The sequence below is a fragment of the Streptomyces muensis genome, from assembly GCF_021474425.1.
GTDB classification, from domain to species: Bacteria; Actinomycetota; Actinomycetes; order Streptomycetales; family Streptomycetaceae; genus Streptomyces; species Streptomyces muensis.
In genome coordinates, this window is the sequence record NZ_JAKEIP010000228.1 from 1 (window position 1) to 13,384 (window position 13,384).

The following is a 13,384-nucleotide window of genomic DNA, read 5'->3' on the forward strand; positions in this document are numbered from 1 at the left end:
GGTCCGGGGGAGCTGCCTTGCCGCGCGGGGGGGGCAGACGTCCCGGCCGGAGGGGACGGCCGTCCGTCACCCAGCCTCATCACCGGTCCGGAAGATTCGGTTCAGGTGATGGTCCAGGACCGTGACGGCGGACTCCGGGCTGCGCTGGCCGACGAGGATGCTGGTGCCGAGTCCCGCGGACATGGCGAGCAGGCCGACCGCCTCCAACCTTGCGTCCACGCCGGGCTCAAGCAGAGTTGCCTCTTGTGCCTGCCGTAGGAGTTCGGTCAGGGCGTCCTCGGCGGCGTCGGGGTTCTTGATGAAGGGCTGGGCCGCGAGCGCCTGGTCGTGCACGGCAAGAACCGCGTACGAGGTGTAGAGGTGGTGGAAGGTACGGCTCTCGTCATCCGTGGGCAGCGCCGCCATCAGCAGCGCCTCGACCATCGCGCGCGGACCAGGCTGGTCCCCGGCGGCCCGCACCCGGGCGGACACCCGCTCCCCGAACCTCTCCGCCAGCTGCTCGAGCCCGAAGAGCAGCAATTTCTCCTTGGTCTGGAAGTAGTACTGCACCAGCCGAAGTGACACACCTGCCTCCGCCGCCACATCGCGCATCCCCACGGCATGCAGCCCGCGTCGGCCGGCGACCCGGATGAGGGCCTCGGCGATCTCGGTGCGCCGTTCTGCGTGGTCCACGCGCTTGGGCATCGGACAGTTCTCCGCTCGTCGCTCCGGCTACGACTTCCGTCCGTAGCTTCCCGCTTCCGGCCATGGCTTCCATGGGGCCCTTTGATGATACGGCCGTACCAACATCGTGGTACGTTCGTATCACAAACCCGAGACGCCGGAGGTGGCCATGACCGAGACCGCTGCCCGCAACAACCGGGCCGATGTCGGCCGTTATGTGAGCGACGCCTGGCGCGAGCGCCACTTCACGGCCTGCGACGCGGTCTACGCACTGGGGGCGCCCGCGCTCGCGGAAGAAGACGTGGAGACGTCCTTCGGCACCACCCACGTCTACCGCTACGGCCCCGCGAACGAGGCCGCCCGAGCCCGCACCCCGGTCGTCCTGGTGCACGGGGCGGGCTCCTGCTCCGCCATGTGGTACCCGAACACCCCCGACCTCAGCGCGGACCGCCCCGTCTACGCGATCGACACCCCGGGCGATCCCGGCCGCAGCGTGCAGCGCGAGCCGATCCACCAACCCGAACGCGCCGCACAGTGGCTGGACGAGACGCTCGCCGGGCTCGGCCTCGACCGCGTCCACCTCGTCGGCTCCTCCTACGGTGGCTGGCTCGCCCTGAACCAGGCGCACCGCGGGCCCGGTCGCCTCGCCTCGGTCACCTTGCTCGACCCCGGCGGCCTGGAGAAAGTGGGGCTGCGCTTCTTCGTCTGGATCTTCGCCGGCCTCTTCGCGACCTTCGCGCCCAAGGCACTCCGCCCACGACTGGCGGCCTGGCTCGAACAGCCGGTCCTTGTCGTGCCGGAACTGCGCACGATGATCAGAACGGCGGTTCGCGCCTACCGCATACGCCGCCCGTCACCGCTTCCCCTGTCCGAGGAGGAGCTCTCCACCATCCGGACTCCGCTCTATCTGGTGCTCGGCAAGCGAAGCCTCCTCGTACACCCGCAACGCCAGGCGGAACGCGTACCGCGCCTGATCCCGGGCACCCGAGCCGAGATCATCTCCGACACGGGCCACGGGCCACAGATCGACCACGCGGAGGAGATCAACCGAAGGTTGCTGGACTTCATGGCCACCCACGACTGACAACCACCCGCACCGACGGGTCAGGACAGTGCCTCCGGATGACCCTGCAGTGGGGCGTGGCGCTCGGCCGTGGCAACTGTCAGAGAGCGGGCGACCGTACACGACGGTGTACACGGCCTCCAGGATCCGACTGTCTCTGCTGGCTGTCGTGCAGGTCTCTCGCGCTCAGGCCTGTTCAGGACTGGTCTCATCGGCGAAAAGATCCTCGGCCCGCTCGACCGTGCGGGAGCGCTCCAGCCATGCGTCCATGCGGGAAAGGTCAGTGCAGGTGGTGATCCGCTCGCGCACCCTGTCCGGCACGGGGATGCCGCGCACCTCCAGCACGAGCAGGATTCCCTTGGCCTCGCCCTTTGCCTCTCCGTCGGCCTTGCCTTCCAGGTAAGCCGTCTCACGGACCGTCCCCCGACCGGGGAAGTAGCTGACGAACGTCGACATGATTGCCTTCCATTTCTTTCCGGCTGGAGTCTTGCCCAGAGTGACTTCGAGGAAGTCGAAGAAGTACTTGGCGGTGGCAGGGTCGGTCTCCAGGAGTTCCTGAAGGGCTGTGCCGATGGCCTCCAGTATGGCGTCGCCTTCGCGCCTGCGGGCGTGTGCCAGGGCGGAGAGCACCGCAAGTGGGAGGTTCTTCGCCACGGTCCTGGCGTCGGTGATCACCGGCAGGTTGTCCGGGCCGGCGACCAGCGGATATGTCCGCAAAGCCGTCCAGCCGCGCGTACCGCAGTCGAAGGGACCGGCCGCCCACTTGGCTGTGGCCCTGTTCTGACAGACGACGAGAAGCAGTACGGGCAGCTCGTACTTCGCCTGGAGGTAGCCGATGTAGTACGCCCAACTCCACTCCTTGCCTTCGACCTTGCCCGACTGCGCCTCGACGGCGAGCAGGAAGTCCTCGCCGTCGGACGGGCCGATGCGCAGCACGGTGTCGATGCGACGTTCCAGCGGCCGCGCCTCCGTCACGTCCGTGGTGACGGCGTCCACGGTCGCCTTCGCGGATAAGGGGACGCCTAGCACCCCGAAGACGGGCGCCAGGATCTCGGGCCGCTCCTGGAAGATGCGGTGCATGCCCTCGTGAGCTGATGTGACCATGTGCGCAACCTTGATGGCGAGAGGACTGAAGATCCGGACGATCGGGATGCGTTCACTCTTTCGAGCGGCGAATAAACGTTCAGCCACCGAGGTCAGCTTCGAAGCACAGCTCAACGCCTTACGAACGCGCTTCCGTAAAGTAGAAGCGCTATCGCTAGACCCCGCGCGGTCGTCCTACTGCGTAGAGGTGGCGAACTCCCCCACCCACCTATCCATCCGCGACTCAAAGGCCCCGACCAGGGCAACCCTCACCTTCCCCCACACCACCTTCACCCCCTTCAGCACCACCCTCAAAACCACACCCCAGGGACCCCACGCCGAATGACCGCCAAGGTAACCGCAGTCAGCAGCAACAGCGAGTACTCCTTCACCAAGCCCAACCGCCCCAGCATCACCCTGCTGGCCGGCCTCGGAGTCGAGGGAGACGTGCACGCCGGCGTCACCGTCAAGCACCGTTCCCGGGTCGCGCAGGACCCCACGCAGCCGAACCTGCGTCAGGTCCACCTCATTCACGAGGAGTTGTTCGCCGAGGTCGACCAGGAAGGCTTCGCCGTCACGCCCGGTGGACTCGGGGAGAACATCACCACCAGCGGCATCGACCTGCTCGCGCTGCCGACCGGGACGCTGCTGCACATCGGCGACGAGGCGGTCGTGGAGGTGACGGGCCTGCGCAACCCCTGCCTGCAGATCGACGCCTTCCAGCAGGGCCTGCTGAAGCAGGTCGTCGGCCGCGACGAGGCGGGGAACATCGTGCGCAAGGCAGGGATCATGAGCGTCGTCCAGGTGGGCGGCGTGGTGCGTCCCGGTGACACGATCACCGTGAAGCTCCCGGACGAACCGCACCGCCCGCTGGAGCGGGTCTGACGCCACCGGCGACGGGCTACTCCACCGTCACCGACTTCGCCAGGTTCCGAGGCTGATCCACCTCGTTCCCCCGGGCGGTGGCCAGCTCGCAGGCGAACACCTGCAACGGCACCGTGGCCACCAACGGCTGAAGAAGCGTCGGCGTGGCCGGAATCCGGATCAGGTGATCGGCGTACGGCACCACCGCCTCGTCCCCCTCCTCCGCGATCACGATGGTCCGAGCCCCCCGCGCCCGGATCTCCTGCATGTTGGACACGATCTTGTCGTGCAGAACCGATCGCCCCCGGGGCGAGGGCACGACCACGACCACCGGAAGATCGTCCTCGATCAGGGCGATCGGCCCGTGCTTCAACTCCCCCGCCGCGAACCCCTCGGCATGCATATAGGCGAGTTCCTTCAGCTTCAGCGCGCCCTCCAGCGCCACCGGATAGCCGACGTGCCGCCCGAGGAAGAGCACCGTGTTCTTGTGGGCAAGGCTCCGCGCCAGCTGCCGCACCGGCTCCATGGTCTCCAGGACCCGCTCGACGTCACCCCCGATGTGCGCCAGGTCCCGGATCACGGCATGGATCTCGTCGCCCCATTTCGTCCCCCGCACCTGCCCCAGGTACAGAGCAACCAGGTAGCAGGCCACCAACTGCGTCAGAAACGCCTTCGTCGAGGCGACCGCGACCTCGGGCCCCGCGTGCGTGTAGAGCACCGCGTCCGACTCCCGCGGAATGGTCGACCCGTTGGTGTTGCAGATCGCCAGCACCCGCGCCCCCTGCTCACGGGCATGCCGTAGCGCCATGAGGGTGTCCATGGTCTCGCCGGACTGGGAGATGGCGATGACGAGGGTCTGCTGATCGAGGATCGGATCCCGGTAGCGGAACTCACTGGCCAGCTCCACCTCGCACGGAATCCGCGTCCAGTGCTCGATGGCGTACTTGGCGATCAACCCGGCGTGAAAGGCCGTACCGCAGGCGACGATGACGACCTTGTCGACCTCCCGCAGCTCGGAGGCGCTGATCCGCACCTCGTCCAGCGTCAGTGAGCCCGCGCCGTCGATACGCCCCAGCAAGGTATCGGCGACAGCCTTGGGCTGCTCGGCGATCTCCTTGAGCATGAAGTAGTCATAGCCCCCCTTTTCCGCCGCGGCGGCATCCCAGTCGACGCGATACGACCGCACCTCCGCCGGCCGCCCGTCGAACCCGGTGACGGTCACCCCGTCCCGCCGCAGCTCGACGACCTGGTCCTGACCCAGCTCGATCGCCGACCGCGTATGGGCGATGAACGCGGCGACGTCCGAGGCGAGAAAGGCCTCACCCTCTCCAACGCCCACCACCAGCGGCGAGTTCCGCCGCGCCCCCACCACCACATCGGGCTCATCGGCGTGCACGGCGACCAGCGTGAAGGCCCCTTCCAGCCGCCGGCACACCAGCCGCATGGCCTCGGCGAGATCGGCGGTCACCGAGAACTCCTCAGCGAGCAGGTGAGCCACCACCTCGGTGTCGGTCTCCGACCCCAGCTCGTGCCCCCGCTCCTCCAACTCGGCCCGCAGCCCGGCGAAGTTCTCGATGATCCCGTTGTGCACGACGGCGACGCGCCCGGCGTTGTCCAGATGCGGATGGGCGTTGGCATCGGTCGGCCCCCCATGAGTGGCCCACCGCGTATGCCCGATCCCGGTGGTCCCCGTCGGCAACGGCCGCTCCGTCAGCTCCTTCTCCAGATTGACGAGCTTGCCCGCCTTCCTCGCGGCCGCCAGCCCCCCGTCCGCCAGAACGGCGACCCCGGCCGAGTCGTATCCCCGGTACTCCAGCCGCTTCAGTCCGGCCGTGACAATCTCCAGCGCCGACTGCGACCCCACGTATCCCACGATTCCGCACATGCGCGGCAGCCTACGACCCGATCGTCACCGAATTCGCCCCCGAACACCGCGCCGCCTGCCCGAATTCGGAAATTCCCACCGGGGTACGCGCCCCCGACCGTCACCCTCCAGCAGCCTGCTGGGCGGAATCTCATGTCTTGGCCCGATAAGCCCGCATAGCCACCGGATAGAACACCACCGCGATCCCAGCGGCCCACACGAGCGACCACAACACCGGCTCCGCCACCGGCCCACCCAGCAGCAGCCCCCGGAACGCGTCCGACAGATGCGTCACCGGATTGACGTCGCTCCACGCCTGAAGCCACCCCGGCATCGTGTCCACCATGACGAAGGCGCTGCTGGTGAAGGTGATCGGGAAGATGATCGTGAAGGCGAAGGCCTGCACCTTCTCCGCGTCCCCCGCGAGCATCCCGATCAGCACGGCGCTCCACGACACCGCCGCGGCGAAGACGACCACCAGCAGCATCCCGAGCACCAGCCCGTTCAGTCCCCCGGTGATCCGGAAGCCGAGCAGCAGGCCGAGGCCGATCATCAGCAGCATCGCCCAGACGTGCTTGGCGAGGTCGGCGGTGATACGGCCGATGAGCGGGGCGGAGCGGGCTATCGGCAGGCTGCGCAAGCGGTCGAAGACGCCCTTGGTGAGGTCGGTGTTCAGAGCCATGGCCGTGTACATCGTCATGAACAGCGTGTTCTGGACGATGATCCCCGGCAGCGCGTACTTCAGGTACGCCTCCGGCGACCCGGCCATCTGCCCGCCCAGCACATACGTGAAGAGGAACACGAACATGATGGGCGTGATGCTGTAGTCGACCAGTTCCAGCGGGTTGTGCTTGACCGCGACGAGGCTGCGCCAGGCCATGGTGAAGGTCTGACGGAGCCCGTCGAGCGGCCGGACGCGGCCCGACTTGGTGACCGGGGCCGTGATCGTCGTGGCGGTGGCGGTCATGGCCGCATCACCGCCTTCCGCAGCTCGGAGTCCCCGCCCACGACGTCGTCCGCACCCCGGTCCGCGTCTCCGTCCCGGACCGCCGCACCACCGTTGCCCTCGGGGTCGCCCGGCTCGGCGCGGTGGCCGGTCAGGGCGAGGAAGACCTCGTCGAGCGAGGAACGGCGCAGCGCGAGCTCGCCCACCGCGATCCCCTCACGGTCGAGAGTGCGTACGACGGCCGGCATCAGCTCGGGGTCCTTCACCGGGGCGGTGATCGTCTCGCCCTCGATCCGGGCCTCCGGCCCGGCGGCCCCGGCCACCAGCACATGCGCCCGCGCGAGGTCCCGTTCCGCGACCGGCCGTAGCTCCAGCACCTGCCCTCCGACCTGCGACTTCAGCTGATCCGGAGTGCCCTCGGCGATCACCCGGCCCTTGTCGATCACCACGATGTCGTCGGCGAGCACATCGGCCTCGTTCAGATACTGCGTGGTCAGCAGCGCCGTCGCCCCGTCGGCGACCAGGCCCCGCAGCAGGTCCCACAGCTCACCGCGGCTGTGCGGGTCGAGGCCGGTGGTCGGCTCGTCGAGGAAGAGGATGCTGGGCCGGCCCACGAGGCTGGCCGCTAGGTCCAGACGCCGGCGCATCCCGCCGGAGAAGGTCTTCACGGCCCGCCCGGCCGCGTCCGTGAGCTGAAAGCGCTCCAGCAGCTCACGCGCCCGCGCCCTGGCGTCCCGCCGGGACAGGCCGAGCAGCCGGCCGATGAGCAGCAGGTTCTCCGTGCCGGTCAGGTTCTCGTCCACCGCCGCGTACTGCCCGGTCAGCCCGACCATGGCGCGGACGACCCCGGCCTCCCCGACCACGTCGTGCCCGGCCACCTGTGCCCTGCCCCCGTCGGGCCGGAGCAGCGTCGCGAAGATCCGCACCGCGGTCGTCTTCCCCGCGCCGTTGGGCCCGAGCAGTCCGAGCACCGTGCCTCTGCGTGCCCCCAGATCGACCCCGGCCAGCGCCTCGGTGTCCTTGAATCGCTTGACCAGGCCTTCCGCCTCGATCGCATACGTCGTCATGGTCACCCCTCGAGGTCGTGGACCCCGGCCCGGGCCCACCTCTCCCACAACTGTGACGCACGGCACTGACATTCCCCGTCTTGTCCAGCTTTCTCCCGGAAATGACCGAGACGAGGACCCGCGTGACGGATCCCACCTCACCGTCCGTTCGTACTCCCGTAACAATGGACTGTGATCTCTCCGGTCTCCTCGATGCCCCGGAGCGCCCACCGGCCCAGGCCGGAGGCGACTCCCTACGTCGACCTCACCCGCGCCGAGTGGAGCGCCCTGCGCGACAAGACCCCCCTCCCCCTCACCGCGGAGGAGGTCGAGAAGCTGCGCGGTCTGGGCGACGTCATCGACCTCGACGAGGTCCGTGACATCTACCTGCCGCTCTCCCGACTCCTCAACCTCTACGTGGGCGCCACCGACGGCCTGCGCGGCGCCCTGAACACCTTCCTCGGCGAACAGGGCTCCCAGTCCGGCACCCCCTTCGTCATAGGAGTCGCCGGCTCGGTCGCCGTAGGAAAGTCCACGGTCGCCCGACTCCTGGCGGCCCTGCTCTCCCGCTGGCCCGAGCACCCGCGCGTCGAGCTGGTCACCACCGACGGCTTCCTGCTCCCCACCAAGGAGCTCCAGGCCCGCGGCCTGATGTCGCGGAAAGGTTTCCCCGAGTCCTACGACCGCCGCGCCCTGACCCGCTTCGTCGCCGACATCAAGGCCGGCAAGGACGAGGTCACGGCCCCCGTCTACTCCCATCTGATCTACGACATCGTCCCGGACCAGAAGCTCACGGTCCGCCGCCCCGACATCCTGATCGTCGAGGGCCTGAACGTCCTCCAGCCCGCCCTGCCCGGCCAGGACGGCCGCACCCGGGTGGGCCTCGCCGACTACTTCGACTTCAGCGTGTACGTCGACGCGCGCACCGAGGACATCGAGCACTGGTACCTCAACCGCTTCAAGCGGCTGCGCGAGACCGCCTTCCAGAACCCCTCCTCGTACTTCCGCAAGTACACCCAGGTGTCCGAGGAGGAGGCCCTCGACTACGCCCGCACGATGTGGCGCACCATCAACAAGCCCAACCTGGTCGAGAACATCGCCCCCACCCGGGGCCGGGCCACCCTGGTCGTCCGCAAGGGCCCGGACCACAAGGTGCAGCGGCTGAGCCTGCGCAAACTGTGACGGCTACGCTGCCCCCATGCTCCACCTCCGCATGATCACGCCGTCCGACAAGACCGACGACGTGGTCCGCCTCATCGAGAAGACGGTGGGGACGGCCCACGTCGCCGTCCTGCCCGGCGCAGCCCGCAACCCCGTCGGCGACCTGGTCCTCTGCGACGTGGCGCGCGAGGCGGGCGACGAACTCCTCTCCAACCTCCAGCAGTTGGGCATCGAGGACTGCGGCTCCATCGCTGTGGAGAACATCGACCTGTCGCTGTCCAAACGGGCCGACAAGGCCGAGGCGGAGGCTCCTGGCGAGGGCGCCGACGCGGTCCTGTGGGAGCACCTGGCCGACGCGACGCACGAGGAGTCGACGCTCTCCGCGACCTACCTCGCCTTCATCACGCTCGCCACGATGATCGCGGCCTGCGGTGTCGTACTCGACAACGCCATCCTGATCGTGGGCGCGATGGCGGTCGGCCCGGAGTTCGGCCCACTGGCCGGGCTCAGCACGGCCCTGGTCCAGCGGGTGCCCCGGCTCGCCCTGCGGTCGCTGATCGCGCTCGTCGTCGGCTTCGCCGTCGCCATGGCGGTGACGGTCGGCTTCAGCTCGTTCATGGACACGCTGGGCCTGTTCTCGGAGGAACAACTGGAGGCCGACCGCCCGAGCACCGCCTTCGTCTACGCCCCCGACGCCTTCTCGTTCATCGTGGCGGTCCTCGCCGGCATCGCCGGCACCCTCTCCCTCACATCCTCCAAGTCCGGCGCCCTGGTCGGCGTGGCCATCTCGGTCACCACGGTCCCGGCAGCGGCCAACGCCGCAGTGGCCCTGAGCTACGGCGACACGAAACAGACCTGGGGCTCCACGGAACAGCTCCTGCTGAACCTACTGGGCATCGTGGTGGCCGGCGCCCTGACTCTGCTGGCCCAGAAATGGCTGTGGGGCAAAAGAGGCCGACGCAAGAGCGCCCCGTAGGGAAGAACGCCCTGTAGGGGAACGCCCTACAGGGGCGCGGGGCTGTATCAATATGCGGCTCCGCCGCGTGGGCGCGACCAGCCACGACGACCCCGCGGCCCGCAACGACCAGCACCCCCCACCCCAACCCGGCACAACCAACTACCCCAGCGCGGACTTCACCGCATCAGCCAACCGCCCCGCCACAGACCGCGCCTGATCAATATCCGCCGCCTCGACCATCACCCGCACCAACGGCTCGGTCCCGGACGGCCGGAGCAACACCCGCCCCGTGGCCCCGAGTTCCCGCTCGGCCTCGGCGACGGCGGCCGCGAGGTCGGCCGAGTCCCCGACCCGGGACCGGTCCACGTCCGGCACATTGATCAGCACCTGCGGCAACCGCTCCATCACACCGGCGAGATCCCGCAGCGTACGCCCGCTCCGCGCGACCCGAGCGGCCAGCAGCAACCCGGTCAGCGTGCCGTCACCCGTCGTCGCGTGATCGAGGATGATCACATGCCCGGACTGCTCACCGCCGAGGGCGTACCCGTGCTGCTTCATCTCCTCCAGCACATAACGGTCACCGACGGCGGTCTGCACCAGCTTCAGCCCCTCGCGCTCCAGCGCCAGCTTGAAGCCGAGGTTGGACATGACGGTCGCCACCACGGTGTCGGCACGCAGCACCGACCGCTCGCGCATGTCCAGCGCGAGTACGGCGAGGATCTGGTCACCGTCCACTTCCTCGCCGGTGTGGTCCACGGCGAGGCAGCGGTCGGCGTCACCGTCGTGCGCGATCCCGAGGGCGGCACCGTGCTCGACGACGGCGGCCTTCAGCTGGTCCAGATGCGTGGATCCGCAGCCGTCGTTGATGTTGAGCCCGTCGGGCTCGGCACCGATCGTCACGACCTCGGCCCCGGCCCGCTCGAACGCCTCGGGTGAGACACCCGCGGCGGCGCCGTGCGCCTCGTCGAGGACGATCTTCAGCCCGTCCAGCCGGTTGGGCAGAACACCGAGGAGATGGGCGACGTACTCGTCGAATCCCTGGTCGTACGACCGCACCCGCCCGACCCCGGAGCCGGTCGGCCGCTCCCACGGCTCACCGTGCCGGTGGGACTCGTACACCGCCTCGATACGGTCCTCCAGCTCGTCGGCGAGCTTGTGGCCGCCGCGGGCGAAGAACTTGATGCCGTTGTCGGGCATGGCGTTGTGGCTGGCGGAGAGCATGACACCGAGGTCGGCGCCGAGCGAGCCGGTCAGGAACGCCACCGCGGGCGTCGGCAGCACGCCGACCCGCAGCACGTCGACGCCCGCGCTCGCCAGGCCGGCCACCACGGCGGCCTCCAGGAACTCCCCGGACGCACGCGGATCCCGTCCGACCACCGCTTTCGGCCGGTGGCCCTCGAAGGTGCCCGCCTCGGCCAGTACGTGCGCGGCCGCCACGGACAGACCGAGCGCCATCTCGGCCGTCAGATCCGCGTTGGCGACGCCTCGCACGCCGTCCGTGCCGAAGAGTCGTCCCACTTGTCCTCCTGAGGAAACATCAGATCCGGAAGCGGATCCGGCCCGCGGTCTGCGGCCGGCGGCTCCCGCTTCCCGGCATTCCATGCCCGGGGCATCGGATCACACAAGCCTTTGAACGTCTTGTGCCGTTATACGCCCGAGCCCGTGGATAAGACGAACGCCCCGGCGGCACAGTGGCGTGCCGCCGGGGCGTTCGGAGTACTCGGGAGTACCGGAGTACGAGCAGAGGCAGCCGGCGCTTAGCGCTTGCTGTACTGCGGGGCCTTGCGGGCCTTCTTCAGACCGGCCTTCTTGCGCTCGACCGCACGGTCGTCGCGCTTGAGGAAGCCGGCCTTCTTCAGCGGGCCGCGGTTGTTGTCGACGTCGGCCTCGTTCAGCGCACGGGCGACACCGAGACGCAGCGCACCGGCCTGGCCGGAGACACCGCCACCGGCGATGCGGGCGACGACGTCGTAGCGACCCTCGAGCTCAAGAACCTTGAACGGCTCGTTGACCTCCTGCTGGTGCACCTTGTTCGGGAAGTAGTCCTCGAGCGTCCGCCCGTTGATCTTCCACTTGCCGGAACCCGGCACGATGCGAACGCGCGCGATGGCGTTCTTACGACGACCCAGGCCGGCGGCGGGCTGGGGCTCACCGAAGCGGGAGGCGAGGGACTCGGAGGTGTACTCACCCTCCACCGGAACCTCGGACTCGGTGGTGTAGCTGTCGATGTCAAGCTCTTCGAGCGGCTGCTCGGCAGTGGTCTCGGCCACGATTCTCCTCAGATTCTCTTCAGGCTTAGGGGGTGGCCGGACTTACTGCGCGACCTGGGTGATCTCGTACGGCTGCGGCTGCTGCGCGCCGTGCGGGTGCTGGTCACCCTTGTAGACCTTCAGCTTCGAGAGCATCTGACGGCCCAGCGTGTTCTTGGGGAGCATGCCCTTGACGGCCTTCTCGATGGCCTTCTCGGGGTTCTTGTCGAGGAGCTCGTCGTAACGGACGGAGCGCAGACCACCCGGGTAGCCGGAGTGGCGGTACGCCATCTTCTGGGTCCGCTTGTTGCCGGAGAGGTGCACCTTGTCGGCGTTGATGATGATGACGAAGTCACCGGTGTCGACGTGGGGCGCGTAGATCGGCTTGTGCTTGCCCCGCAGGATGGAGGCGGCGGTGCTGGCGAGACGACCCAGGACGACGTCCTGAGCGTCAATGACGTGCCACTGGCGCGTCACATCGCCGGGCTTGGGGCTGTACGTACGCACGGTTCGTAGCCTTCGCTTCGAGTGAATGGTCCTGAACAGGTCACCGAAACGATCACGACAGCCTGGACCGCACTGCGGCGACGCATACCGCGTACGTGGGGTCGCTGGTCATCGGCCCGGTGGACCGGTGTAAGGGCCCGTCCCGTGAGAATGAGCAAGCCAATACACAACGAACATGCAGGATACCTGCGCCGCCACGGCCGGGTCAAAATGACCGCGCACGCCCACCCCTGCTGTCCACCCACCAGGATAAACGCCCCGACCGACGGCAGGAACGCGAAGACGACCACCGCACCCTCAACCACCCCCAGAAACCACCCCTCGACCACTCCGAGTGACACTCGCCACCCTTGAACCTCCACCACCGGAGCCCCCCGAGCCGACCGACGAGCGGACAAGCCCGGTTCCTCGGGCGGCCCCTCAGCGGGATCCGGGGGCCACGCCCCGTGCGAACGAAGAGGCGGGCCCCGTGACCGAGCCACACAGCGAGGCCTAGGGGCGGAGCCCCCGGCCGGGGGTGAAGGGGGGAGCCCCGACCGGGGAGGCGAACGGGGAGCCCCGGGCCAGCCCTCAGCACGGCCGGCCTACGGGCGGAGCCGCCAGTGGAGCCCAAGGCCGGAGTCCTCCACGAGCCAGCCGGAGCCCCCGCGGGGTCCGCGGGCGGAGCCCCTGGCGGAGTCGGAGCCGCCCCGCAGGCGGAGCCCTCACCGGAAGCTCAGGGCCGGAGTCCTCAACGGACCCCCGACCGGAACCCCCGGCAGGGTCCAGAGCCGGAACCCCCGGCGGATCGGAGCGCCCCACGGGCCGAGCCCTCACCGGAGCCCCGGGCCCGAGTCCTCAACGAACCCCCGACCGGAACCCCCGGCAGGGTCCAGAGCCGGAACCCCTGGCGGGTCGGAACGGCCCACGGGCCGAGCCCTCACCGGAGCCCCGGGCCCGAGTCCTCAACGAACCCCCGACCGGAACCCCCGGCAGGGTCC

At 69.0% G+C, this 13,384-nt stretch carries 13 protein-coding genes; 5 read left to right on the plus strand and 8 right to left on the minus strand.

The features are described 5' to 3' along the window. Positions 1-66: 66 nt before the first annotated feature. Positions 67-684 carry a TetR/AcrR family transcriptional regulator gene (locus L0P92_RS34490; protein ID WP_234766993.1) on the minus strand — a complete coding sequence of 206 codons (618 nt, stop codon included), beginning with the start codon at positions 682-684 and terminating at the stop codon, positions 67-69. A gap of 148 nt (positions 685-832) precedes the next feature. Between L0P92_RS34490 and L0P92_RS34495 the strand changes: the two genes are divergently transcribed. Further along, entirely contained in the window at positions 833-1,747 is a 915-nt protein-coding gene (locus L0P92_RS34495) for an alpha/beta fold hydrolase (RefSeq protein ID WP_234766994.1), read from the plus strand. 165 nt (positions 1,748-1,912) lie between these two features. Here the strand turns inward: L0P92_RS34495 and L0P92_RS34500 are convergent, their stop codons facing one another. Further along, positions 1,913-2,830, minus strand: coding sequence for a hypothetical protein (locus L0P92_RS34500; RefSeq protein WP_234766995.1), 918 nt, complete (start codon positions 2,828-2,830; stop codon positions 1,913-1,915). A 46-nt stretch (positions 2,831-2,876) separates the two neighbouring features. Here L0P92_RS34500 and L0P92_RS45820 point away from each other — a divergent pair, with 46 nt between their 5' ends. Then, a complete protein-coding gene (locus L0P92_RS45820; RefSeq protein WP_372497380.1) occupies positions 2,877-3,155 on the plus strand; it encodes a DUF397 domain-containing protein in 279 nt (92 codons plus the stop codon). Next, on the plus strand, positions 3,152-3,694 hold the full coding sequence (locus L0P92_RS34510) for an MOSC domain-containing protein (RefSeq protein ID WP_234766996.1): 543 nt from the start codon (positions 3,152-3,154) through the stop codon (positions 3,692-3,694). Before L0P92_RS45820 ends, L0P92_RS34510 begins: the two co-directional genes overlap by 4 nt. Positions 3,695-3,710: 16 nt before the next feature. Here the strand turns inward: L0P92_RS34510 and glmS are convergent, their stop codons facing one another. The 3 genes from glmS to L0P92_RS34525 all read right to left on the minus strand — a co-directional run bounded on the left by glmS (position 3,711) and on the right by L0P92_RS34525 (position 7,550). Then, positions 3,711-5,558: a glutamine--fructose-6-phosphate transaminase (isomerizing) gene (gene glmS / locus L0P92_RS34515; RefSeq protein ID WP_234766997.1), complete on the minus strand. Its 1,848-nt coding sequence runs from the start codon at positions 5,556-5,558 to the stop codon at positions 3,711-3,713. 130 nt (positions 5,559-5,688) lie between these two features. Beyond that, the gene (locus L0P92_RS34520; RefSeq protein WP_234766998.1) at positions 5,689-6,504 is read right to left on the minus strand and encodes an ABC transporter permease; all 816 of its coding nucleotides are present in this window, start codon (positions 6,502-6,504) and stop codon (positions 5,689-5,691) included. Beyond that, positions 6,501-7,550, minus strand: coding sequence for an ATP-binding cassette domain-containing protein (locus L0P92_RS34525; RefSeq protein ID WP_234766999.1), 1,050 nt, complete (start codon positions 7,548-7,550; stop codon positions 6,501-6,503). Before L0P92_RS34525 ends, L0P92_RS34520 begins: the two co-directional genes overlap by 4 nt. A 192-nt stretch (positions 7,551-7,742) precedes the next feature. Between L0P92_RS34525 and coaA the strand changes: the two genes are divergently transcribed. After that, the gene (gene coaA, locus L0P92_RS34530; RefSeq protein WP_234767000.1) at positions 7,743-8,711 is read left to right on the plus strand and encodes a type I pantothenate kinase; all 969 of its coding nucleotides are present in this window, start codon (positions 7,743-7,745) and stop codon (positions 8,709-8,711) included. Between the two features lie 16 nt (positions 8,712-8,727). Then, complete coding sequence (locus tag L0P92_RS34535) at positions 8,728-9,666, plus strand: DUF389 domain-containing protein (RefSeq protein WP_234767001.1); 939 nt, start codon at positions 8,728-8,730, stop codon at positions 9,664-9,666. Positions 9,667-9,807: 141 nt separating this feature from the next. On the opposite strand, the gene glmM is transcribed toward L0P92_RS34535, so the two are convergent. From glmM to rplM, 3 genes are all read right to left on the minus strand, one after another. Continuing rightward, positions 9,808-11,166 (minus strand): phosphoglucosamine mutase, encoded by a 1,359-nt coding sequence (gene glmM / locus L0P92_RS34540; RefSeq protein WP_234767002.1) that lies wholly within the window; start codon positions 11,164-11,166, stop codon positions 9,808-9,810. Between the two features lie 239 nt (positions 11,167-11,405). Next, positions 11,406-11,918 carry a 30S ribosomal protein S9 gene (rpsI, locus tag L0P92_RS34545; RefSeq protein WP_128433144.1) on the minus strand — a complete coding sequence of 171 codons (513 nt, stop codon included), beginning with the start codon at positions 11,916-11,918 and terminating at the stop codon, positions 11,406-11,408. A 42-nt stretch (positions 11,919-11,960) separates the two neighbouring features. Further along, entirely contained in the window at positions 11,961-12,404 is a 444-nt protein-coding gene (gene rplM / locus L0P92_RS34550) for a 50S ribosomal protein L13 (protein ID WP_030046395.1), read from the minus strand. Between the last annotated feature and the right edge of the window lie 980 nt (positions 12,405-13,384).

What these genes read in the sequence shown, in the direction of transcription:
- L0P92_RS34490 (WP_234766993.1), bottom strand. Translation starts at nt 684, where the DNA reads ATGCCCAAGCGCGTGGACCACGCAGAACGGCGCACCGAGATCGCCGAG.
- L0P92_RS34535 (WP_234767001.1), top strand. Translation starts at nt 8,728, where the DNA reads ATGCTCCACCTCCGCATGATCACGCCGTCCGACAAGACCGACGACGTG.
- L0P92_RS34495 (WP_234766994.1), top strand. Translation starts at nt 833, where the DNA reads ATGACCGAGACCGCTGCCCGCAACAACCGGGCCGATGTCGGCCGTTAT.
- L0P92_RS45820 (WP_372497380.1), top strand. Translation starts at nt 2,877, where the DNA reads ATGCGTTCACTCTTTCGAGCGGCGAATAAACGTTCAGCCACCGAGGTC.
- L0P92_RS34510 (WP_234766996.1), top strand. Translation starts at nt 3,152, where the DNA reads ATGACCGCCAAGGTAACCGCAGTCAGCAGCAACAGCGAGTACTCCTTC.
- L0P92_RS34500 (WP_234766995.1), bottom strand. Translation starts at nt 2,830, where the DNA reads ATGGTCACATCAGCTCACGAGGGCATGCACCGCATCTTCCAGGAGCGG.
- glmS (WP_234766997.1), bottom strand. Translation starts at nt 5,558, where the DNA reads ATGTGCGGAATCGTGGGATACGTGGGGTCGCAGTCGGCGCTGGAGATT.
- coaA (WP_234767000.1), top strand. Translation starts at nt 7,743, where the DNA reads ATGCCCCGGAGCGCCCACCGGCCCAGGCCGGAGGCGACTCCCTACGTC.
- L0P92_RS34525 (WP_234766999.1), bottom strand. Translation starts at nt 7,550, where the DNA reads ATGACGACGTATGCGATCGAGGCGGAAGGCCTGGTCAAGCGATTCAAG.
- L0P92_RS34520 (WP_234766998.1), bottom strand. Translation starts at nt 6,504, where the DNA reads ATGACCGCCACCGCCACGACGATCACGGCCCCGGTCACCAAGTCGGGC.